Genomic DNA, 14844 nt, shown 5'->3' with positions numbered 1-14844 from the left:
CTCCAGCATAAGAACAAATCATGAACAATGAGTCAATCGGCTTTAGGTAGAACGGGAGCGCCCTGCCACCGCGCCACAGGCCCGGCGAAAGATGATCAGCTTCGCCGCGACGGGTTCAGAACGTCACCCGCATCCCCGCATAAAACGCCCTCGGCCTGGCCGGGCTGAGCGAGCGCGGGTCGTTGAAGTCGGCGCCGGTGGTGAAGTTGGGCAAGGCTTCGCGGTCGAAGAACTGTCCGTAGGTCGCGTAGCGCTTGTCGAAGACGTTGTCGACGCGGCCATAAAGCTGGACGTTCTTCGCCACCTGATACGAGGTGTGCAGATTGAACACGGCATAGCCCGGCAGCTTCGCATACTGGTTGGATTCGTCGCCGACGAAGTACTGGCTGGACACGTAGAGGGCGTTGCCGCCGACCTTCCAGACATCGGTGACGGCATAGTCGATGCCGAGCTTGATCCGGTGACGCGGGATCGCGGGGATCTGGTTGCCGGGCGAGACCTGGATGTTGCCGTCGCCATCGGCGAACGGGCTGTTCGAGCCGATGGTCAAGGCGTCGAGGAAGCGCGCGTCGACGAAGGCGTAGCTCGCCTGGAATTGCAGCGTCGGCGACTTGATGTTGACCTCCGCCTCCAGCCCCTGCCGCCGGGTCCGGCCGACATTGGAGAAATAGCCAAAGCCGGTGCGGTCGGGAACGGGGATGGCGACGATATCGTCGTAGTTGGTGGCGCGGAAGCCGCCGATCTTCCACCCGAGCGAGCCGATGTTCAGCTCCTTTGTGCCGCGAAAGCCGGCCTCGACGGTCTTGGAGACGACCTGCTTCAGCGGCGGGTCGGAGACGAGAAACGCCGCGATGAGACAGGGACGGGCTGGATCGGAGCAGCCGAGCTCGAGCGGCGTCGGCACCCGGTTGGCCTCGGAATAGCCGGCATAGGCGGTGAGCTCCGGCGTGATCTTGTAGGTGCCGCCGATCACCGGATTGAAGCGGGTGAAGGTGTGATCGCCGTTGAGATCGGCGCCGAGCTGATCCTCCAGGCTGATGCGCGCGACGTTGAAGCGGCCGCCGCCCGTGACGGCGAAGGCGTCCGTGACGTTGAACGTGTCCATCGCGTACAGGCCGTTGTACTGATTGACGGTGCGCAGCGAGACGGGACCAGCAATGGTTTGCGGTGAGCCAGTCGGCCCCAGGAAGATGCCGCTGCCGCTGACGACGTAGTTTTCCCCCATCGTGCCGATTTCGGCGGTGGCGTTGTAGCGCGTGACACTGGCGTCATAGGTCGCGCCCATCACGAAGCGGTTGTCGTGGCCAAACAATTGATCGGTGTTGGTGGCCTGCCCCGACACGCCGAAGGTGGTCGACCGTATCGAGCTGCGGTCGATCTCGCCGAGGATCGTTCCCGATGGGAAAGGGTTGGCGATCGGCAGGCCATTCACGCCGTTTGCGACCGTGGCGCCATCGCCAAAGCAGAGAAGACCGAGGAGTCCCGGATCGGTGCACTCCTGAGCATCGGTCGGATTGCCGTCGACGAGCTTCTGCTCGTACCGGCGCACATGGGCGGTGCCTTCGAGCGTCCAGGTCGGCGTCGCCTCCGCCTTTCCGGTCAGGTTGAGATAGCCGACGCGATTGCTCGTGGTCTGCGGTGTCGTGTAGGTCGCACCCCAGTAGTTGTCGAGCAGCTCGGCCGGGACGGTGGCGCTGGCGCCAAAATCGTTCTTGGCGAGGCCCATATTGGCGTGGAATTCGCTGTCACCGGCCTTGTAGCCGACATCGCCGTAGAAGCGCCGCACGGTCGATTGGGAAAAATTGCGGAAGCCGTTGTCGCGCAGGCCTTCGAGCGCGGCATAGACGCCATAGTTCTTGTCGACCTGCTTGCCCCATTGCGCCGAGCCCTGGATGCGGCCGAACGAGCCGCCCATGACGTCGAGTTCGGCGCCCTGATAGGTAAAGCCGTCCTTCATCTGCAGGTTGATGGCGCCGCCCAGCGCGTTGAGGCCGAAGGCGGGATTGTTGGTGACCAGCGTCACCGACCGGATCGCGGCGGTGGGGATGAGGTCCCAGTTGACGGCGTCGGAGAAGGCCTCGTTGATGCGGACACCGTTCTGGTACACCGCGAGGCCTTGCGGCGTGCCGGTCACCGGCGAGGCGACGAAGCCGCGGAATTCGACATCCGGCTGGAACGGATTGCCGGTGACTTCGGTGATGTTGATGCCCGCGATGTTGTCGCGCAGCGCGTCGGTGACGTTCAGCGAGCCGGTGCGCTTGATCTGGTTGGCGTCGACGGCGTTGATGGCCGACGGGACCTTGTCGACTTCCAAGCCGCGGCCGGTGCCCGGCGAGGTCGGATAGACATACATGCGTGTTTTCGGAGCTGCAGACGCCGGCGCTCCAATGCGTGCGACCGGTCGCGACGGCGCAGGACGCCTCGCAGCCGGCGGCGCGGTAATCTCGATCGCCGGCAGATTCTGGACGTTGGTCTGCTCGTCCTGCGCGGCTACGACCGGGCCCGCGATGATCACCCCCGACACCAGCCCCGTCGACACCGAGGCCATCAACAAACGACGCGTGACCCAAAGACGATTGCCCATCCCTGCCTTCCCATCCGTGACCACCGGCTGTTCTGATGTTCGCCGTTTGGTTGAGACGAGTGTATTCGGCAGCAAAGCACGCGCCAGCCACAAAAGGTCGGGCGATATCCGCACCCGTTTTCCCGACCAAATCGGGAATTCTTCCCGATCACATCGGGCACGATCACGCCGCCGCCGTCGGAACCAGCGCTTCCACGGTCAAGCCGCCTTCGCCGGAGATGACGTTGAGCGTGCCGCCCAGCGCCAGAATGCGCTCGCGCATGCCGACGAGGCCGAAGCCGAGCTTCTGTCCCGGCTCCATGCCGCGGCCATTGTCGCTGACCCGGACACGGGCGCAGCCGCGGCCAAGCTGGTCGACCGGTTCGATCACGACATTGATCGAGGTCGCGCCGGCGTGGCGGAACGCGTTGGTGAGCGCCTCCTGCACGATGCGGTAGATGGTGAGGTCGGCCGTCTCGCCGGTGACGCCAAGCGCCGGCGAGATCGTGGTCTCGATCGCGACGTCGGGATGCGACTCCCGCCACAACCGCGACAGCGATTCCAGCGCCTGCCCCAGGCCGAGTTCGGCAAGGCCGACGGGCCTGAGCCGCTCCAGCACGCGGCGGGTAAATTGCTGCAGCGCGTTGATCTGCTCCAGCATGGCGCTGCCATGTTTTCGCACGGCGTCCGCATTTGGGACGCGTCCATCCGCCTGCTTCGCCAGCGCGCTGGCGTGCGCCCGGAGCGAGAACAGATACGGCCCGAATTCGTCGTGGAGTTCGCGCGCGATCTCCTTGCGCTCGACGTCCTGGAGCGACACCGCTCGCTCGGCGAGGCGCCGCTTGTCCTCGACTGCCTCGCCGAGCGTTGCCGCAAGATGGTTGAGCCTGGTACAGATTGCGGCCAGCTCCGGCGCGCCGCCCGGCGCGACGCGCGCCTGATAGTGTCCGTCTTCGAGTTCGACCATCATTTGCGCCAGTGAGCGGAGCGGAGCGAGCGCGCGGCCGACCACATTCATCATCACCAGGAACAGCGCGAGCGCGATCACGGAGCCGACCTCGAGCTGGGTTAGGATGCCGTCCCAGATCTCGGCGATCTCGTCATTCGGATGCGAGGTGATCACCAGCGCGCCCGGCTTGCCGTGGATCGACACCGGAACGCTCACCGCGGTCTGCTCCGGGTGAACCAGGCTGACGAACCAGGCCGGCGGCCCGCGCGCGTCGTCATCGGCATCGGGTCGCGGCGGCGTCAGCGGGTTCCCGCCGGCATCCTTGAGCGCAATGCTGACATGGCGCAGCCGGCTGAGATCGCGCGCGATCTGGGTCAACCGCGCATCCGGATCGGGCGCTTCGTTGAGATCCGCCACGATCATCTCGATGAACTCGCGCGCGAGCCGGATCACGCTCTGGTCCTCGGCCTGCACGCGGGGACCTGCTTCCGCGACCTGGCGGCCGATATTGACGGCGAGCCCCAGGGCCAGCAAAAGCGCCAGCAGCAGGTTGATACGCGCGCGCAAGGATAGATTTTGCCACATTGGTGCCGCCAGTCCCTCGCGAAGGTTGGCCCGCACCCGTCCGATGACGTTGACAGAGGCGAAGCGCCCGATATCTAATCGAAAGCGTACAGCAATCCCGGCCGGGTTGCATGACCCGACATGAGACACGTGTGTCCGTCTCGTTCGGGACCTCATGCGGCGCAAAACAGGCCGAAGCTGTCACGGGGAACGCCTATGCGCATTCTGATCGTCGACGATCATCCCATCGTCGCCTCCGGCTGCCGAGCCGTGCTGGCCGACGAGGGCGAGATCGAGATTTTGGAGGCAGCCGACGCCGAGGACGGCGAAGGAGTCTTCATCGTCGAGCGCCCCGACCTCTGCATCATCGACATCAACCTGCCGACCGTCTCCGGATTCGAGCTGGCGCGCCGCATCCTGGAGCGTGCGCCCGAGGCCCGCATCATCATGTTCAGCATGAACGACGATCCGGCGTTCGCCGCGCGCGCGATCGAGTGCGGCGCCAAGGGCTACGTCTCCAAGACCGGCGACCCCGACGATCTCGTCGAGGCAATCCGCGCCGTCGGCGGCGGCGGCACTTATCTGCCCAGTGCCATCGCGCGCAGCATCGCGTTTGCGGGGCCCACGCTGGCGCAAAGCCCGCTGTCGAAACTGAACGCGCGCGAGATGGAGATTTTGCGGCTGCTCAGCGCCGGAAAGAGCCTGTCCGAGATCGCCTGGCTGGTGCAATCGTCCTACAAGACCGTCGCCAACACCTCCTCGATCATGCGACAGAAGCTCGGCGTGAAGACGTCGGTCGAGCTGGTGCGATTGGCGATCGACAGCGGCGTCGCCTGACCAGACACGCCGGCACAAATTCGGTCACACAAGCGTTGCAATCCTGATGTGGTTTGACGCCACGGAGCATTTCGGCATGACGATCCAGACTGTCTCGACCAACACATCCTATGGCGGCGTGCAGGGCGTCTATCGCCATGCCAGCCAGGCGACCGGAACCGACATGGTGTTCTCGGTCTATGTGCCCCCGCATGCGGCCGGCGCCAAGCTTCCCGTGGTCTGGTACCTCTCCGGCCTCACCTGCACGCATGCCAACGTCACCGAAAAGGGCGAATTCCGCAAGGCCTGCGCCGGGCTCGGCCTGATCTTCGTCGCGCCCGACACCTCACCGCGCGGGCCCGACGTCCCCGGTGATGCCAACAATGCCTATGATTTCGGCTTGGGCGCCGGCTTCTATGTCGATGCGACGCAGGAGCCGTTCGCACGCAATTACCGCATGTGGAGCTACGTCACCGACGAATTGCCAAAACTCGTCGCCGAGAATTTCCCGGTCGATGCCAAGCGGCAATCGGTGATGGGTCATTCGATGGGCGGCCACGGCGCGCTGACGGTCGCGCTGCGCAATCCGCACCGCTATCGTGCCGCAAGCGCCTTCGCGCCGATCGTGGCGCCCTCGCAGGTGCCGTGGGGAATCAAGGCGCTGACCGGCTATCTCGGGCCGAACAAGGACAGCTGGCGCAACCATGACACGGTGGCGCTGATCGAGGACGGTGCGAAGTATTCAGGCTTCCTGGTCGATGTCGGCGATGCCGACAATTTCCTGAAGGAACAGTTGCGCCCCGAACTGCTGGAGGCCGCCTGCAGCAGGGCCAGTATCCCGCTGACGCTGCGGCGCCAGCCGGGCTACGACCACAGCTATTATTTCATCTCGACCTTCATGGGCGATCATCTGCACTGGCACGCGGAGAGATTGAAGGGGTAGTGGCGCGGCTCTCTCGCTCCCCTCTCCCCGATCTTACGGGGAGAGGCGAAGACCTCACGGCTTGCCGTAATTCGGCGCCAGCAACCGGTTGCGGATCAGGTAGCTCATGGTGCGCGACCAGGCTTCATCGGTGTTGCCGCGCATGTCGGCGCTGGCGGCGGTGATCATGGCGCCGGTCTTCACGTCGCGCAGGTAGACGTTGAGGTTGATGATCAGGTTCGAGACCTTCTGCACCATGCCGGTGATCTCGAGATCCGCGCCCAATTCTCCCGCAAGCTTGAGGTCGCAGCCGCCGCAGGCCTGCAAGTTCGCGTGACGGGCGGCATCCCTGACCGGCGCGATGTCGAGCAGCTGGAACCGGCCTGAGTCAGCCAGCGCCTTGCGCAATTGCTCGCCGATAAGCACGAGCCGCGCCTCCTCCGGCTTGGAGCCGTAGAACTCGCCGGGCAGGCTGGTGTCGATCAGCTCGAAATCGAACACGGCGAGCTTTGGCGGATCGGCGAGCGCGGCCGAGCCAGTCAACAGCAAAGCTGCGAAACATATCAGCGCTCGCATGATCGTGATTCCCGGCGTGGCACGCGTGAGGACGAAATGCGGGGTTGCATGCCCTGACAAATCGGTCATGCTTCAGCAGAAACAATTCTCCACCGGCGGTCAAGCCGGGGAGCCTACGGAGGAAGCATGATCCGATGGTTGCTCGGCCTGATTGGCTGGAGTCTTGCCGCGACGAGCGTGTTCGCGGCGGAGCCTGTCCAGATCGGCGTCGGCTATCTCGGTGTCGCCGGCGCCAGATCGACGCTGTCGCTGGTCGAACAGCCCGCGGACAATGACGGCGTCGCCGGCGCGCGCCTCGCGATCGAGGACAACAACACCACAGGAAAGTTCCTGGGCCAGCGGTTTACGCTGGAGGAGCGCCGCATCAAGGAGGGCGAGGATGCGGTGCAGGCCGCAACCGATCTCGGCGCGCGCAACGGCTTCGTCATCGCCGACCTGCCGGCGGATGCGCTGCTGAAGGTCTCGGACGCCCTGCGCGACCGCGGCACGCTGCTGTTCAACGCGGGCGCTATCGACGAGCGGCTGCGAGAGGCCGATTGCCGCGCCAACGTCATCCATACGGCGCCGACGCGCGCGATGCTGGCGGATGCGCTCGGGCAGTATCTGGTGTGGAAGCAGTGGAAGCGCTGGTTGCTGGTGGTCGGCTCGCACGACGAAGACAAGCTGTTTGCGGATGCGCTGAGGCGCACCGCAACGCGGTTCGGCGCCAAGATCGTGCAGGAGAAGAGCTTCGAGGACAAGGGCGGCGCGCGGCGCACGGACAGCGGCGTGACGCTGATCCAGCGCCAGATGCCGGTGTTCACGCAAGGCGCGCCCGCCTACGACGTGCTGGTCGCGGCCGACGAGAGCGAAGTGTTCGGCGCCTATCTGCCCTACCGCACCTGGGATCCGCGGCCCGTCGCGGGCTCAGCCGGCCTTGTGCCGCGCAGTTGGGACGCATCGCAGGATCAGTGGGGGGCGATCCAGATGCAGAACCGCTTCATCAAGCTCAATTCACGGCGCATGACCGCGCTCGACATGCAGGCCTGGACGGCGGTGCGCATGATCGGTGAAGCGACCTCGCGCACCAATTCCGGCGACGTCAGGAAAGTCACCGATTTCATCAAGGGCCCGGATTTCTCGGTCGCCGCCTTCAAGGGCACGAAGCTGACGCTGCGCGACTGGAACCTGCAATTGCGCCAGCCGATCCTGCTGGTGGACGGCCGCATGGTGGTGTCGGTGTCGCCGCAGGAGGGGTTCCTGCACCAGGTCTCCGAGCTTGACACGCTTGGCTATGATCGCCCGGAGAGCAAATGCAAGTTGAAGTGAGGACGCAGATGTTGCGCATGTGGCGTGTTGGGCTTCTCTCCGGACTGGCGCTGGCCGCGGCGCCCGCGCATGCCTTCATCGCCTATGTCTCGAACGAGAAGAGCAACACGGTGTCGGTGATCGACACCGAGAGCTGGACGGTGACGAAGACGATCAAGGTCGGCCAGCGCCCGCGCGGCATCGACTTCACCCGCGACGGCAAGTTCGTGATGGTCGCGGTCGGCGACGACGACACCATCCAGGTGATCGACGCGAAGACCCAGGCCGTGGTGGACAGCCTGCCCTCCGGCCCCGACCCCGAGCTCTTCGCCCAGGATGCCGCCGGAAAGGTTCTCTACGTCGCCAACGAGAACGACAACACGGTGACCGTGATCGACCTGGAGAAGCGCACCCGCCTCGGCGACATCCAGGTCGGCGTCGAGCCCGAAGGCATGACCATCAGCCCCGACGGCAAGATTCTGATCAACACGTCCGAAACGACCAACATGGCGCATTTCATCGACACTTCGTCGCGCCAGATCGTCGCCAACGTGCTGGTCGACGCGCGACCGCGCTTTGCCGAGTTCAAGCACGACGCCTCCGAAGTGTGGGTGTCCTCGGAGATCGGCGGCACTGTCTCGATCATCGACCCGGTGAAGCACGAGGTGATCGGCAAGGTCAGTTTCGAGATTCCGGGGTTGAGGAAAGAGGCAATCCAGCCGGTCGGCATCGGCATGACTAGGGACGACAAGACCGCCTTCGTGGCGCTCGGCCCCGCCAACCGCGTCGCGGTGGTCGACGTCGCCACGCGCAAGGTGACGAAATATCTGCTGGTGGGACAGCGCGTCTGGCACATGGCGTTCACGCCGGACGAGAAATATCTGCTCACCACCAATGGCGTGTCGAACGACGTCTCCGTCATCGACGTCGCCGCGCAGAAGGTGATCAAGACCATTCAGGTGGGCGAACTGCCCTGGGGCATCGCGATCGCGCCATGACCAGCCCCGCTCCCATCGCCGAACCACGCGAGGCACTGAGGCCGGATCCTGCGGCGATGCCGGCGCTGTCGATCGACGGCGTCAGCCATGCCTACGGCCCGCGCCGGGCGCTGATGGACGTGTCCTTCGACGTGCAGCCTGCGAGCTTCACCGCGCTGCTCGGCCTCAACGGCGCCGGCAAGAGCACGCTGTTCTCGCTGATCACGCGGCTGTTCGGCATCCAGACCGGCCGCGTCTCCATCTTCGGTCACGACGTCAGCAAGAATCCCGGCGAGGCGCTGCGGCTGCTCGGGGTCGTGTTCCAGCCGCGCACGCTCGATCTCGACCTGTCGCTGACGCAGAACCTCCTCTATCACGCCGCGCTGCACGGCATCAGCCGCCGCGAGGCCGCCGCGCGCAGCGCCGAATTGCTCGAGCGCATCGGGCTCGCCGATCGCGCTGGCAGCAAGGTGCGTGATCTCTCCGGCGGCCAGATGCGGCGGCTGGAGATCGCCCGGGCGCTGCTGCACCGGCCGCGATTGCTGCTGCTGGACGAGCCGACCGTCGGCCTCGACGTCAAGGCGCGCGCCGACATCATCAGCCATGTCCGCCAGCTCGTCACCGAGCAAGGCATCGGCGTGCTCTGGGCCACGCATCTGTTCGACGAGATCATGGCCGGCGACGATCTCGTGGTGCTGCACCAGGGCAAGGTGCTGGCGCGGGGGCCGATGAACCGGGTCATCGCGGAGGCCGGCGCGCAGGACGTCAACAGCGCCTTCATGCGCCTGACCGGCGCGCAGACGATGCCGGGAGGCGGCGCATGAGCAGCATCACCACGCGCGATGCGCCGCGCGGCTTCACGGCCTCGGAATACATGACTTGTCTCACCGGCATCGTCTGGCGCGAAGGCCTGCGCTTCCTGCATCAGCGCGAGCGCTTCGTCTCCGCGCTGGTGCGGCCGCTGGTGTGGCTGTTCATCTTCGCCGCCGGCTTCCGCCAGGTGCTCGGCATCTCCATCATCCCGCCTTACGAGACCTACATCCTCTACGAGGTCTATATCGCGCCGGGGCTGATGGCGATGATCCAGCTGTTCAACGGCATGCAATCCTCGCTCTCGATGGTCTACGACCGCGAGATGGGCAACATGCGCACGCTGCTGGTGAGCCCGCTGCCGCGCGGCTTCCTGCTGTTCTGCAAGCTGCTCGCGGGCACCGCGGTGTCGCTGCTCCAGGTCTATGCGTTCCTCTTGATTGCCTGGTTCTGGGACATCACCCCGCCGCCGTCTGGCTATCTCACCGTGCTGCCGGCGCTGATCCTGTCCGGATTGATGCTCGGCTCGCTCGGCATGCTGATCTCCTCCGGCATCAAGCAGCTCGAGAACTTCGCCGGCGTGATGAACTTCGTGATCTTCCCGATGTTCTTCGCCTCCTCCGCGCTCTACCCGCTCTGGCGGGTGCAGGAGGGCAGCCCCTACCTCTATTATCTCTGCGAGGCCAATCCGTTCACCCATGCTGTCGAGCTGATACGTTTTGCATTCTACGGACAGGTCAACTGGATCTCGCTGGCGGTGGTGTCGGGCTGCACAATCGTCTTCATGATCGGGGCGATCTATGCCTATGATCCCTCGCGCGGGCTCGCGCGTCGGGGGCCTGCGGGAGGCGAAGGATGATTGTTCGGATCTCGGCCCTGGCCGCACTGGCACTCGCAGTTGCGGGCACGCCCGCGCGCGCGGCCGATCCGCGCTATCCCAACTGGCCCTGTACGCAAGCAAAAGTGCCGGAGATCTCGCTCGCCGCCGTTTGGGCTGGCCCTCCGCTCGACGACGCCGAGATCAAGTGGAAGGACGACGCCAAGATCACCGCCCTCGTCTCGAAGCTGTCGGCACGCAAGACGCCGATGGACGAGGCCGAGAAGTCGGCGAAGGAATTTCTGACAGGGTCCGCCGCTGACAAGACTGCCAATGCCAAGCTCTTGTTCGCCGGGTTGTTCGATACGCTGAACGCCCAGCGCTCCCAGGTGATGAACGGGCTCGAACGCGTCAGCAGCAAGCAGCGTGAAGCCGCCGACAAGATTCGCGAGGAAGCGATCCAGCTCCAGACCCTCCAGAGCGCAACGCCGCGCGACGACGCCAAGGTCGAGTCGCTCAGCAACGACCTGATCTGGAAGACACGCATCTTCGAGGACCGCAGCAAGGTGGTGCGGTTCGTCTGCGAGGTTCCAACCGCGATCGACCAGCGCCTGTTCGCGCTCGGGCGCGTCATCCAACAGGAACTGGAATAACGTCAGACCTGCTGACGGCTTCAAGTTCCCCGCGATCAACGCGATCGTTAACCTTGCAGCACGTTCGCGGGAACCAATTCACGCCCGGATGTCTTGTCCAGGTTGATCTCGAATGCCGGGAGGCCTCGATGGGAACCACGAAATTCATCCTCGCTGGCGCAGCGGTCATCAGCATGCTCGCATCCAGCGCCTTCGCCGACGACATGACCGGATTGGTCACGCGGATCGATCGGCTCAGCAGCACGATCTCGATCCAGGAGACGCAAAAGGGCACCGTTGGCGCCAGTGCAGGCGGCGCCGGCGCAGTGCAACAGTACAAGGCCAAGGATGCCGCGATGCTCGACTCCGTCCATGCCGGCGACCGGGTGACGTACTCGGCGACCGACAATAACGGCACCGGAACCCTGACGAAGTTGCAGAAGCAATAACGCCTACTGATCGGGGCGCGGCTCCGGCTGCGCCTCCTCGGTGGGGAGCTTCGCCCGCTCCCAGCCATCGGTGCCATCGGGATACCAGGCGATGTCTGAATAGCCGTAGGCCATCGCGCGCCTGGCCGCATTCCACGACATCCAGCAGTCGGCCAGGCAATAGATCACGAGCAACGCGGCCTTGTCGCCGCGTGACGCGTGCGCAAGGCCTCGGCGAAAATAGTCGTCCATCGCAGGCGGCAACGTACCGTAGCCGGTATCCGGCAGCCAGAGACTGCCCGGAATGTTTTTCCGCGGCATGTCGCGCCAGACGGTGCCTTCAGGAAGGTTCTTCGGCTTCGGCGGACGCGGCAGCACGTCGATGAAGGCGCCGCCCTTCGCGCGCCAGATCGCTTCGGCCTCCGCCGTCGTCAGCACGCGTGCGCCCGCAAGCGTCGCCGGCACCGGCGCGCGGTAATTGTCGGTGCGATAGCTCTCGGGCTCGAACGGCTCCTGCTGCTGCGCGAATGCCGGCCCCGCCAGCGTGGCGGCGACGAGCACAGCGGCAAGATACCGTTTCATGGCACCTTCTTGGCCGTCTCCGCACCGAGCGGCCGGTCGCTCTCGTCCAGCAACGGCACGCCGAACTCGACCAGGATCTTGTTGATCTCGCCCTGGTTCTCCTGGATCACCTTGTTCAACTGCCGCTTCCAGTTCTGATCGGCCGGACGCACACCCATGCCGATGCGGTAGACCAGCTTCGGTCCGGAGGACTCCTTCACCAGCGGCGTGACGTGCAGCGAGCCGGCCTTCTTCGCATAGAAACCGGCCATCGGCCCCCACAGCACACCGGCATCGATCTTGCCGGCCACGAGGTCGTCGATCATCGCCTGCGCCGAATTGTCGAAGCGCGTGTCGATCATCAGCGGATAGGGTTTTGCATCGCCCATCAGGCCGGCCAACGCCATGTTGGTCGCCGGCGGTGTGCCGGCGACGATGCCGACATGCTTGCCCTTCAACTTCGCATCCTCGAGCGTGTCGACCTCCTCGAGCCCGCTGCCGGCCTTGGCGACCAGCGCGTAGGACGTGCGGTAGTAGGGATTGGTGCCCTGCACGAGGTCGTCGCCCTGCGGGAAGCCCATGATGACGTCGCAGCGATGCGCGCCCAGCGTCATACGCACGAAGCCGGTGGCCTGCGGAAAGAAGACGTAGTCGAGCTTCTTGCCGAGCTTGCCTGCAAGAAACTCGGCGAGCTTGTTTTCAAACCCCTCGCCCTTTTCATTGGAAAACGGCAGATTGCGCGGATCGGCGCAGACGCGCAAAACATTCGGGTCGACCAACTCGAACGAGAGATCGCCGCTGTCCTTGGTCTGCGCCATGGCGACATCGCCGAGCGCGCAGGACGCAACCAGGACCAACAGTGAAAACAACCAGCGACGATGTCGCCCGGCCTCCGTCATCGCGCTTCCTCCATCCTTTGCTCGAATGCTATCCATGCAACGCAGGATGCACCATGCTCTGCCAAACTTTGTTGGCTTGTCGTGCTGCAGTGCAGCGCGGCGATCCCTTGAACTGAGGCGAAAAAATGTCTCGCATCGCTCTCGTGATCGCAGCCTCGGCCCTGCTGGGTCTCTCGACGGTAGCACGCGTCACGGCGGCCGAATTGCCTGTGAGCGAAGTCGCACCGGGAATCTTCGTACACTCCGGGACCATCGCGCTGATGACGCGCGAGAATGAGGGCGACATCGCCAATGTCGGCTTCATCGTCGGCGAGGACGCAGTCGCCGTGATCGACACCGGCGGCAGTTTTCGCGAGGGCCAAGCGCTGCTGGCGGCGGTGCGGGCGCGCACGAACAAGCCGATCCGCTACGTCATCAACACCCACGGCCATCCCGACCATGTCTTCGGCAACGCGGCCTTCGTTGCGGACGGAACAAGCTTCGTCGGCAACGGCAGGCTGCCGCAGGCGCTGGCGACGCGCGGGCCCTATTATCTCGACAATTTCAGACGCATCATGGGCGGCGCGCTGATCGATCCCGTGAAGATCGTACCGCCCACAATACTCGTCAAGGACACGATGACGCTCGATCTCGGATCGCGCCGCCTGACTTTGCGGAGCTGGCCGGCCGGCCACAGCGACAATGACCTGACCGTGCTCGACGAGACGAGCAAGACGCTGTTCGCGGGCGACCTGGTTTTTCTCCGCCACATTCCGGTGATGGACGGCAGCATTCGCGGCTGGCTCGGCACGCTCGGGGAACTCGAGACAATTCCGGCACTACGCGTGGTCCCAGGTCACGGCCCTGTGAGCGACTGGCCTGCCGCGCTCGCCGACGAACGGCGTTATCTCACCACGCTGCTGGCGGACGTGCGGGCGTCGAACAAGACGGGCGAGCCGATCCGGACCGCGGCGGACAAGGCGGCCGCGACGGAACGGCCGCATTGGCAGCTGTTCGACGACTACAACGCCCGCAACGCAACCGCAGCATTTTCAGAAATTGAATGGGAGTAGCGAACGCGCTACGCTGGGCGGAGATCAGCTTCGCTGACTCCGGGGATCATGACCATGCCGGGATGCACACGCCGCCTGCCCCTGATCGCCGCCCTGCTCGGCATCGCCTTCGCTGTGCCCGCGCAGGCTGAAGAGGCCTACGATCCCTGGCCGGGGCTGGTGCAGGATATTTTCAACAACCGCCCGATCAACGACGGCGCCGATGTCATCGGCATCGAGATGCCCTATCGCGCCGAGGATGCGGCCATCGTGCCCGTGACCCTGCGCAGCAAGCTCTCGCCCGCAGACAGCCGCCGCATCCGCTCGATCACGCTGGTGATCGACCGCAACCCGGCACCGATGGCGGCGAAGTTCGAGCTTGGCGCGGATGCCAACGTCACCGAAATCTCCACGCGCGTGCGCGTCAACAACTACACCGACGTCCATGCGGTGGCCGAACTCACCGACGGCCAGCTCTATGTCTCGAAAGTCTATGTGAAGGCCTCGGGCGGCTGCTCGGCACCGGCAGCAAAGAATGCCGAGGAAGCCAACAACCGGCTCGGCCAGATGCGCTACCGGCAATTCGCGCGCGAGCAGGTCCCGGCGAGCCGAATCCGCGAGGCGCAGATCATGATCGGCCATCCCAACAATTCCGGCCTGCAGATGGACCAGGTCACGCAGCTCTATATTCCCGCCTTCTTCGTCAGCCAGCTGAAGCTGACGCAGGACGACAGCCCCGTGCTGTCGATGGAAGGCGGTATCTCGATCTCGGAAGATCCCAATCTGCGCTTCACCTATGTCTCTAACGGCGCCAAGCGTATTCGCGCGGAGGCAAAGGACACCGACGGGCACGTGTTCCGCAACGAATGGGACGTGGAGAAGCCGGGGACTTAAGTCTCTCCCTCAGTCGTCATGGCCGGGCTTGTTCCGGCCATCCACGAACTTCGAGCTCACCGTAAGAACGTGGATGCCCGGGACGAGCCCGGGCATGACGAATACGTCAGACATACAC

At 64.8% G+C, this 14844-nt stretch carries 15 protein-coding genes; 10 read left to right on the top strand and 5 right to left on the bottom strand.

Translation table 11 applies throughout. The features are described from left to right. Nucleotides 1-115: 115 nt before the first annotated feature. On the bottom strand, nt 116-2584 hold the full coding sequence (locus FNV92_RS10535) for a TonB-dependent receptor (RefSeq protein ID WP_186355493.1): 2469 nt from the start codon (nt 2582-2584) through the stop codon (nt 116-118). Nucleotides 2585-2747: 163 nt separating this feature from the next. Continuing rightward, nucleotides 2748-4097, bottom strand: coding sequence for a histidine kinase (locus tag FNV92_RS10530; protein ID WP_168213269.1), 1350 nt, complete (start codon nt 4095-4097; stop codon nt 2748-2750). Between the two features lie 195 nt (nt 4098-4292). Here FNV92_RS10530 and FNV92_RS10525 point away from each other — a divergent pair, with 195 nt between their 5' ends. Both FNV92_RS10525 and fghA read left to right on the top strand, forming a co-directional pair. Then, nucleotides 4293-4913 (top strand): response regulator, encoded by a 621-nt coding sequence (locus tag FNV92_RS10525; protein ID WP_143841043.1) that lies wholly within the window; start codon nt 4293-4295, stop codon nt 4911-4913. A gap of 76 nt (nt 4914-4989) precedes the next feature. Further along, nucleotides 4990-5835: an S-formylglutathione hydrolase gene (fghA, locus tag FNV92_RS10520; RefSeq protein ID WP_143841044.1), complete on the top strand. Its 846-nt coding sequence runs from the start codon at nt 4990-4992 to the stop codon at nt 5833-5835. Nucleotides 5836-5889: 54 nt separating this feature from the next. Here the strand turns inward: fghA and FNV92_RS10515 are convergent, their stop codons facing one another. Then, entirely contained in the window at nt 5890-6459 is a 570-nt protein-coding gene (locus FNV92_RS10515) for a DUF3280 domain-containing protein (RefSeq protein ID WP_143841045.1), read from the bottom strand. A gap of 57 nt (nt 6460-6516) precedes the next feature. Here FNV92_RS10515 and FNV92_RS10510 point away from each other — a divergent pair, with 57 nt between their 5' ends. The 6 genes from FNV92_RS10510 (at nt 6517) to FNV92_RS10485 (ending at nt 11362) form a co-directional block, all read left to right on the top strand. After that, nucleotides 6517-7698, top strand: coding sequence for an ABC transporter substrate-binding protein (locus tag FNV92_RS10510; RefSeq protein WP_143841046.1), 1182 nt, complete (start codon nt 6517-6519; stop codon nt 7696-7698). Nucleotides 7699-7706: 8 nt separating this feature from the next. Continuing rightward, nucleotides 7707-8675: a YVTN family beta-propeller repeat protein gene (locus FNV92_RS10505; protein ID WP_168213744.1), complete on the top strand. Its 969-nt coding sequence runs from the start codon at nt 7707-7709 to the stop codon at nt 8673-8675. Next, nucleotides 8672-9478, top strand: coding sequence for an ABC transporter ATP-binding protein (locus FNV92_RS10500; protein ID WP_143841048.1), 807 nt, complete (start codon nt 8672-8674; stop codon nt 9476-9478). Before FNV92_RS10505 ends, FNV92_RS10500 begins: the two co-directional genes overlap by 4 nt. Next, the gene (locus FNV92_RS10495; protein ID WP_015684646.1) at nt 9475-10323 is read left to right on the top strand and encodes an ABC transporter permease; all 849 of its coding nucleotides are present in this window, start codon (nt 9475-9477) and stop codon (nt 10321-10323) included. The genes FNV92_RS10500 and FNV92_RS10495 overlap by 4 nt, the downstream gene beginning before the upstream one ends. After that, nucleotides 10320-10934 carry a hypothetical protein gene (locus FNV92_RS10490; RefSeq protein WP_143841049.1) on the top strand — a complete coding sequence of 205 codons (615 nt, stop codon included), beginning with the start codon at nt 10320-10322 and terminating at the stop codon, nt 10932-10934. Before FNV92_RS10495 ends, FNV92_RS10490 begins: the two co-directional genes overlap by 4 nt. A gap of 128 nt (nt 10935-11062) precedes the next feature. After that, nucleotides 11063-11362 (top strand): copper-binding protein, encoded by a 300-nt coding sequence (locus FNV92_RS10485; RefSeq protein ID WP_143841050.1) that lies wholly within the window; start codon nt 11063-11065, stop codon nt 11360-11362. 3 nt (nt 11363-11365) lie between these two features. On the opposite strand, the gene FNV92_RS10480 is transcribed toward FNV92_RS10485, so the two are convergent. Then, on the bottom strand, nt 11366-11923 hold the full coding sequence (locus FNV92_RS10480; protein ID WP_143841051.1) for a PQQ-dependent catabolism-associated CXXCW motif protein: 558 nt from the start codon (nt 11921-11923) through the stop codon (nt 11366-11368). After that, nucleotides 11920-12801, bottom strand: a complete 882-nt coding sequence (locus tag FNV92_RS10475) for a substrate-binding domain-containing protein (protein ID WP_143841052.1) — start codon at nt 12799-12801, stop codon at nt 11920-11922. The genes FNV92_RS10480 and FNV92_RS10475 overlap by 4 nt, the downstream gene beginning before the upstream one ends. Before the next feature lie 125 nt (nt 12802-12926). On the opposite strand from FNV92_RS10475, the gene FNV92_RS10470 reads away from it, so the two are divergent. Both FNV92_RS10470 and FNV92_RS10465 read left to right on the top strand, forming a co-directional pair. After that, complete coding sequence (locus tag FNV92_RS10470; RefSeq protein ID WP_143841053.1) at nt 12927-13853, top strand: quinoprotein relay system zinc metallohydrolase 2; 927 nt, start codon at nt 12927-12929, stop codon at nt 13851-13853. Nucleotides 13854-13907: 54 nt separating this feature from the next. Further along, complete coding sequence (locus FNV92_RS10465) at nt 13908-14726, top strand: quinoprotein dehydrogenase-associated SoxYZ-like carrier (protein ID WP_168213270.1); 819 nt, start codon at nt 13908-13910, stop codon at nt 14724-14726. The last annotated feature ends 118 nt before the right edge of the window (nt 14727-14844 follow it).

The organism is Bradyrhizobium cosmicum (assembly GCF_007290395.2).
Taxonomy (GTDB): Bacteria; Pseudomonadota; Alphaproteobacteria; order Rhizobiales; family Xanthobacteraceae; genus Bradyrhizobium; species Bradyrhizobium cosmicum.
The sequence above is the reverse complement of the archived record's forward strand: the minus strand, read 5'-3'. Positions and strand labels throughout refer to the sequence as shown.

Excerpts from the sequence above, each read along its gene's own strand:
- FNV92_RS10535 (WP_186355493.1), bottom strand. The coding sequence starts at position 2,584 with ATGGGCAATCGTCTTTGGGTCACGCGTCGTTTGTTGATGGCCTCGGTG.
- FNV92_RS10530 (WP_168213269.1), bottom strand. The coding sequence starts at position 4,097 with ATGTGGCAAAATCTATCCTTGCGCGCGCGTATCAACCTGCTGCTGGCG.
- FNV92_RS10525 (WP_143841043.1), top strand. The coding sequence starts at position 4,293 with ATGCGCATTCTGATCGTCGACGATCATCCCATCGTCGCCTCCGGCTGC.
- fghA (WP_143841044.1), top strand. The coding sequence starts at position 4,990 with ATGACGATCCAGACTGTCTCGACCAACACATCCTATGGCGGCGTGCAG.
- FNV92_RS10515 (WP_143841045.1), bottom strand. The coding sequence starts at position 6,459 with ATGACCGATTTGTCAGGGCATGCAACCCCGCATTTCGTCCTCACGCGT.
- FNV92_RS10510 (WP_143841046.1), top strand. The coding sequence starts at position 6,517 with ATGATCCGATGGTTGCTCGGCCTGATTGGCTGGAGTCTTGCCGCGACG.
- FNV92_RS10505 (WP_168213744.1), top strand. The coding sequence starts at position 7,707 with ATGTTGCGCATGTGGCGTGTTGGGCTTCTCTCCGGACTGGCGCTGGCC.
- FNV92_RS10500 (WP_143841048.1), top strand. The coding sequence starts at position 8,672 with ATGACCAGCCCCGCTCCCATCGCCGAACCACGCGAGGCACTGAGGCCG.
- FNV92_RS10495 (WP_015684646.1), top strand. The coding sequence starts at position 9,475 with ATGAGCAGCATCACCACGCGCGATGCGCCGCGCGGCTTCACGGCCTCG.
- FNV92_RS10490 (WP_143841049.1), top strand. The coding sequence starts at position 10,320 with ATGATTGTTCGGATCTCGGCCCTGGCCGCACTGGCACTCGCAGTTGCG.
- FNV92_RS10485 (WP_143841050.1), top strand. The coding sequence starts at position 11,063 with ATGGGAACCACGAAATTCATCCTCGCTGGCGCAGCGGTCATCAGCATG.
- FNV92_RS10480 (WP_143841051.1), bottom strand. The coding sequence starts at position 11,923 with ATGAAACGGTATCTTGCCGCTGTGCTCGTCGCCGCCACGCTGGCGGGG.
- FNV92_RS10475 (WP_143841052.1), bottom strand. The coding sequence starts at position 12,801 with ATGACGGAGGCCGGGCGACATCGTCGCTGGTTGTTTTCACTGTTGGTC.
- FNV92_RS10470 (WP_143841053.1), top strand. The coding sequence starts at position 12,927 with ATGTCTCGCATCGCTCTCGTGATCGCAGCCTCGGCCCTGCTGGGTCTC.
- FNV92_RS10465 (WP_168213270.1), top strand. The coding sequence starts at position 13,908 with ATGCCGGGATGCACACGCCGCCTGCCCCTGATCGCCGCCCTGCTCGGC.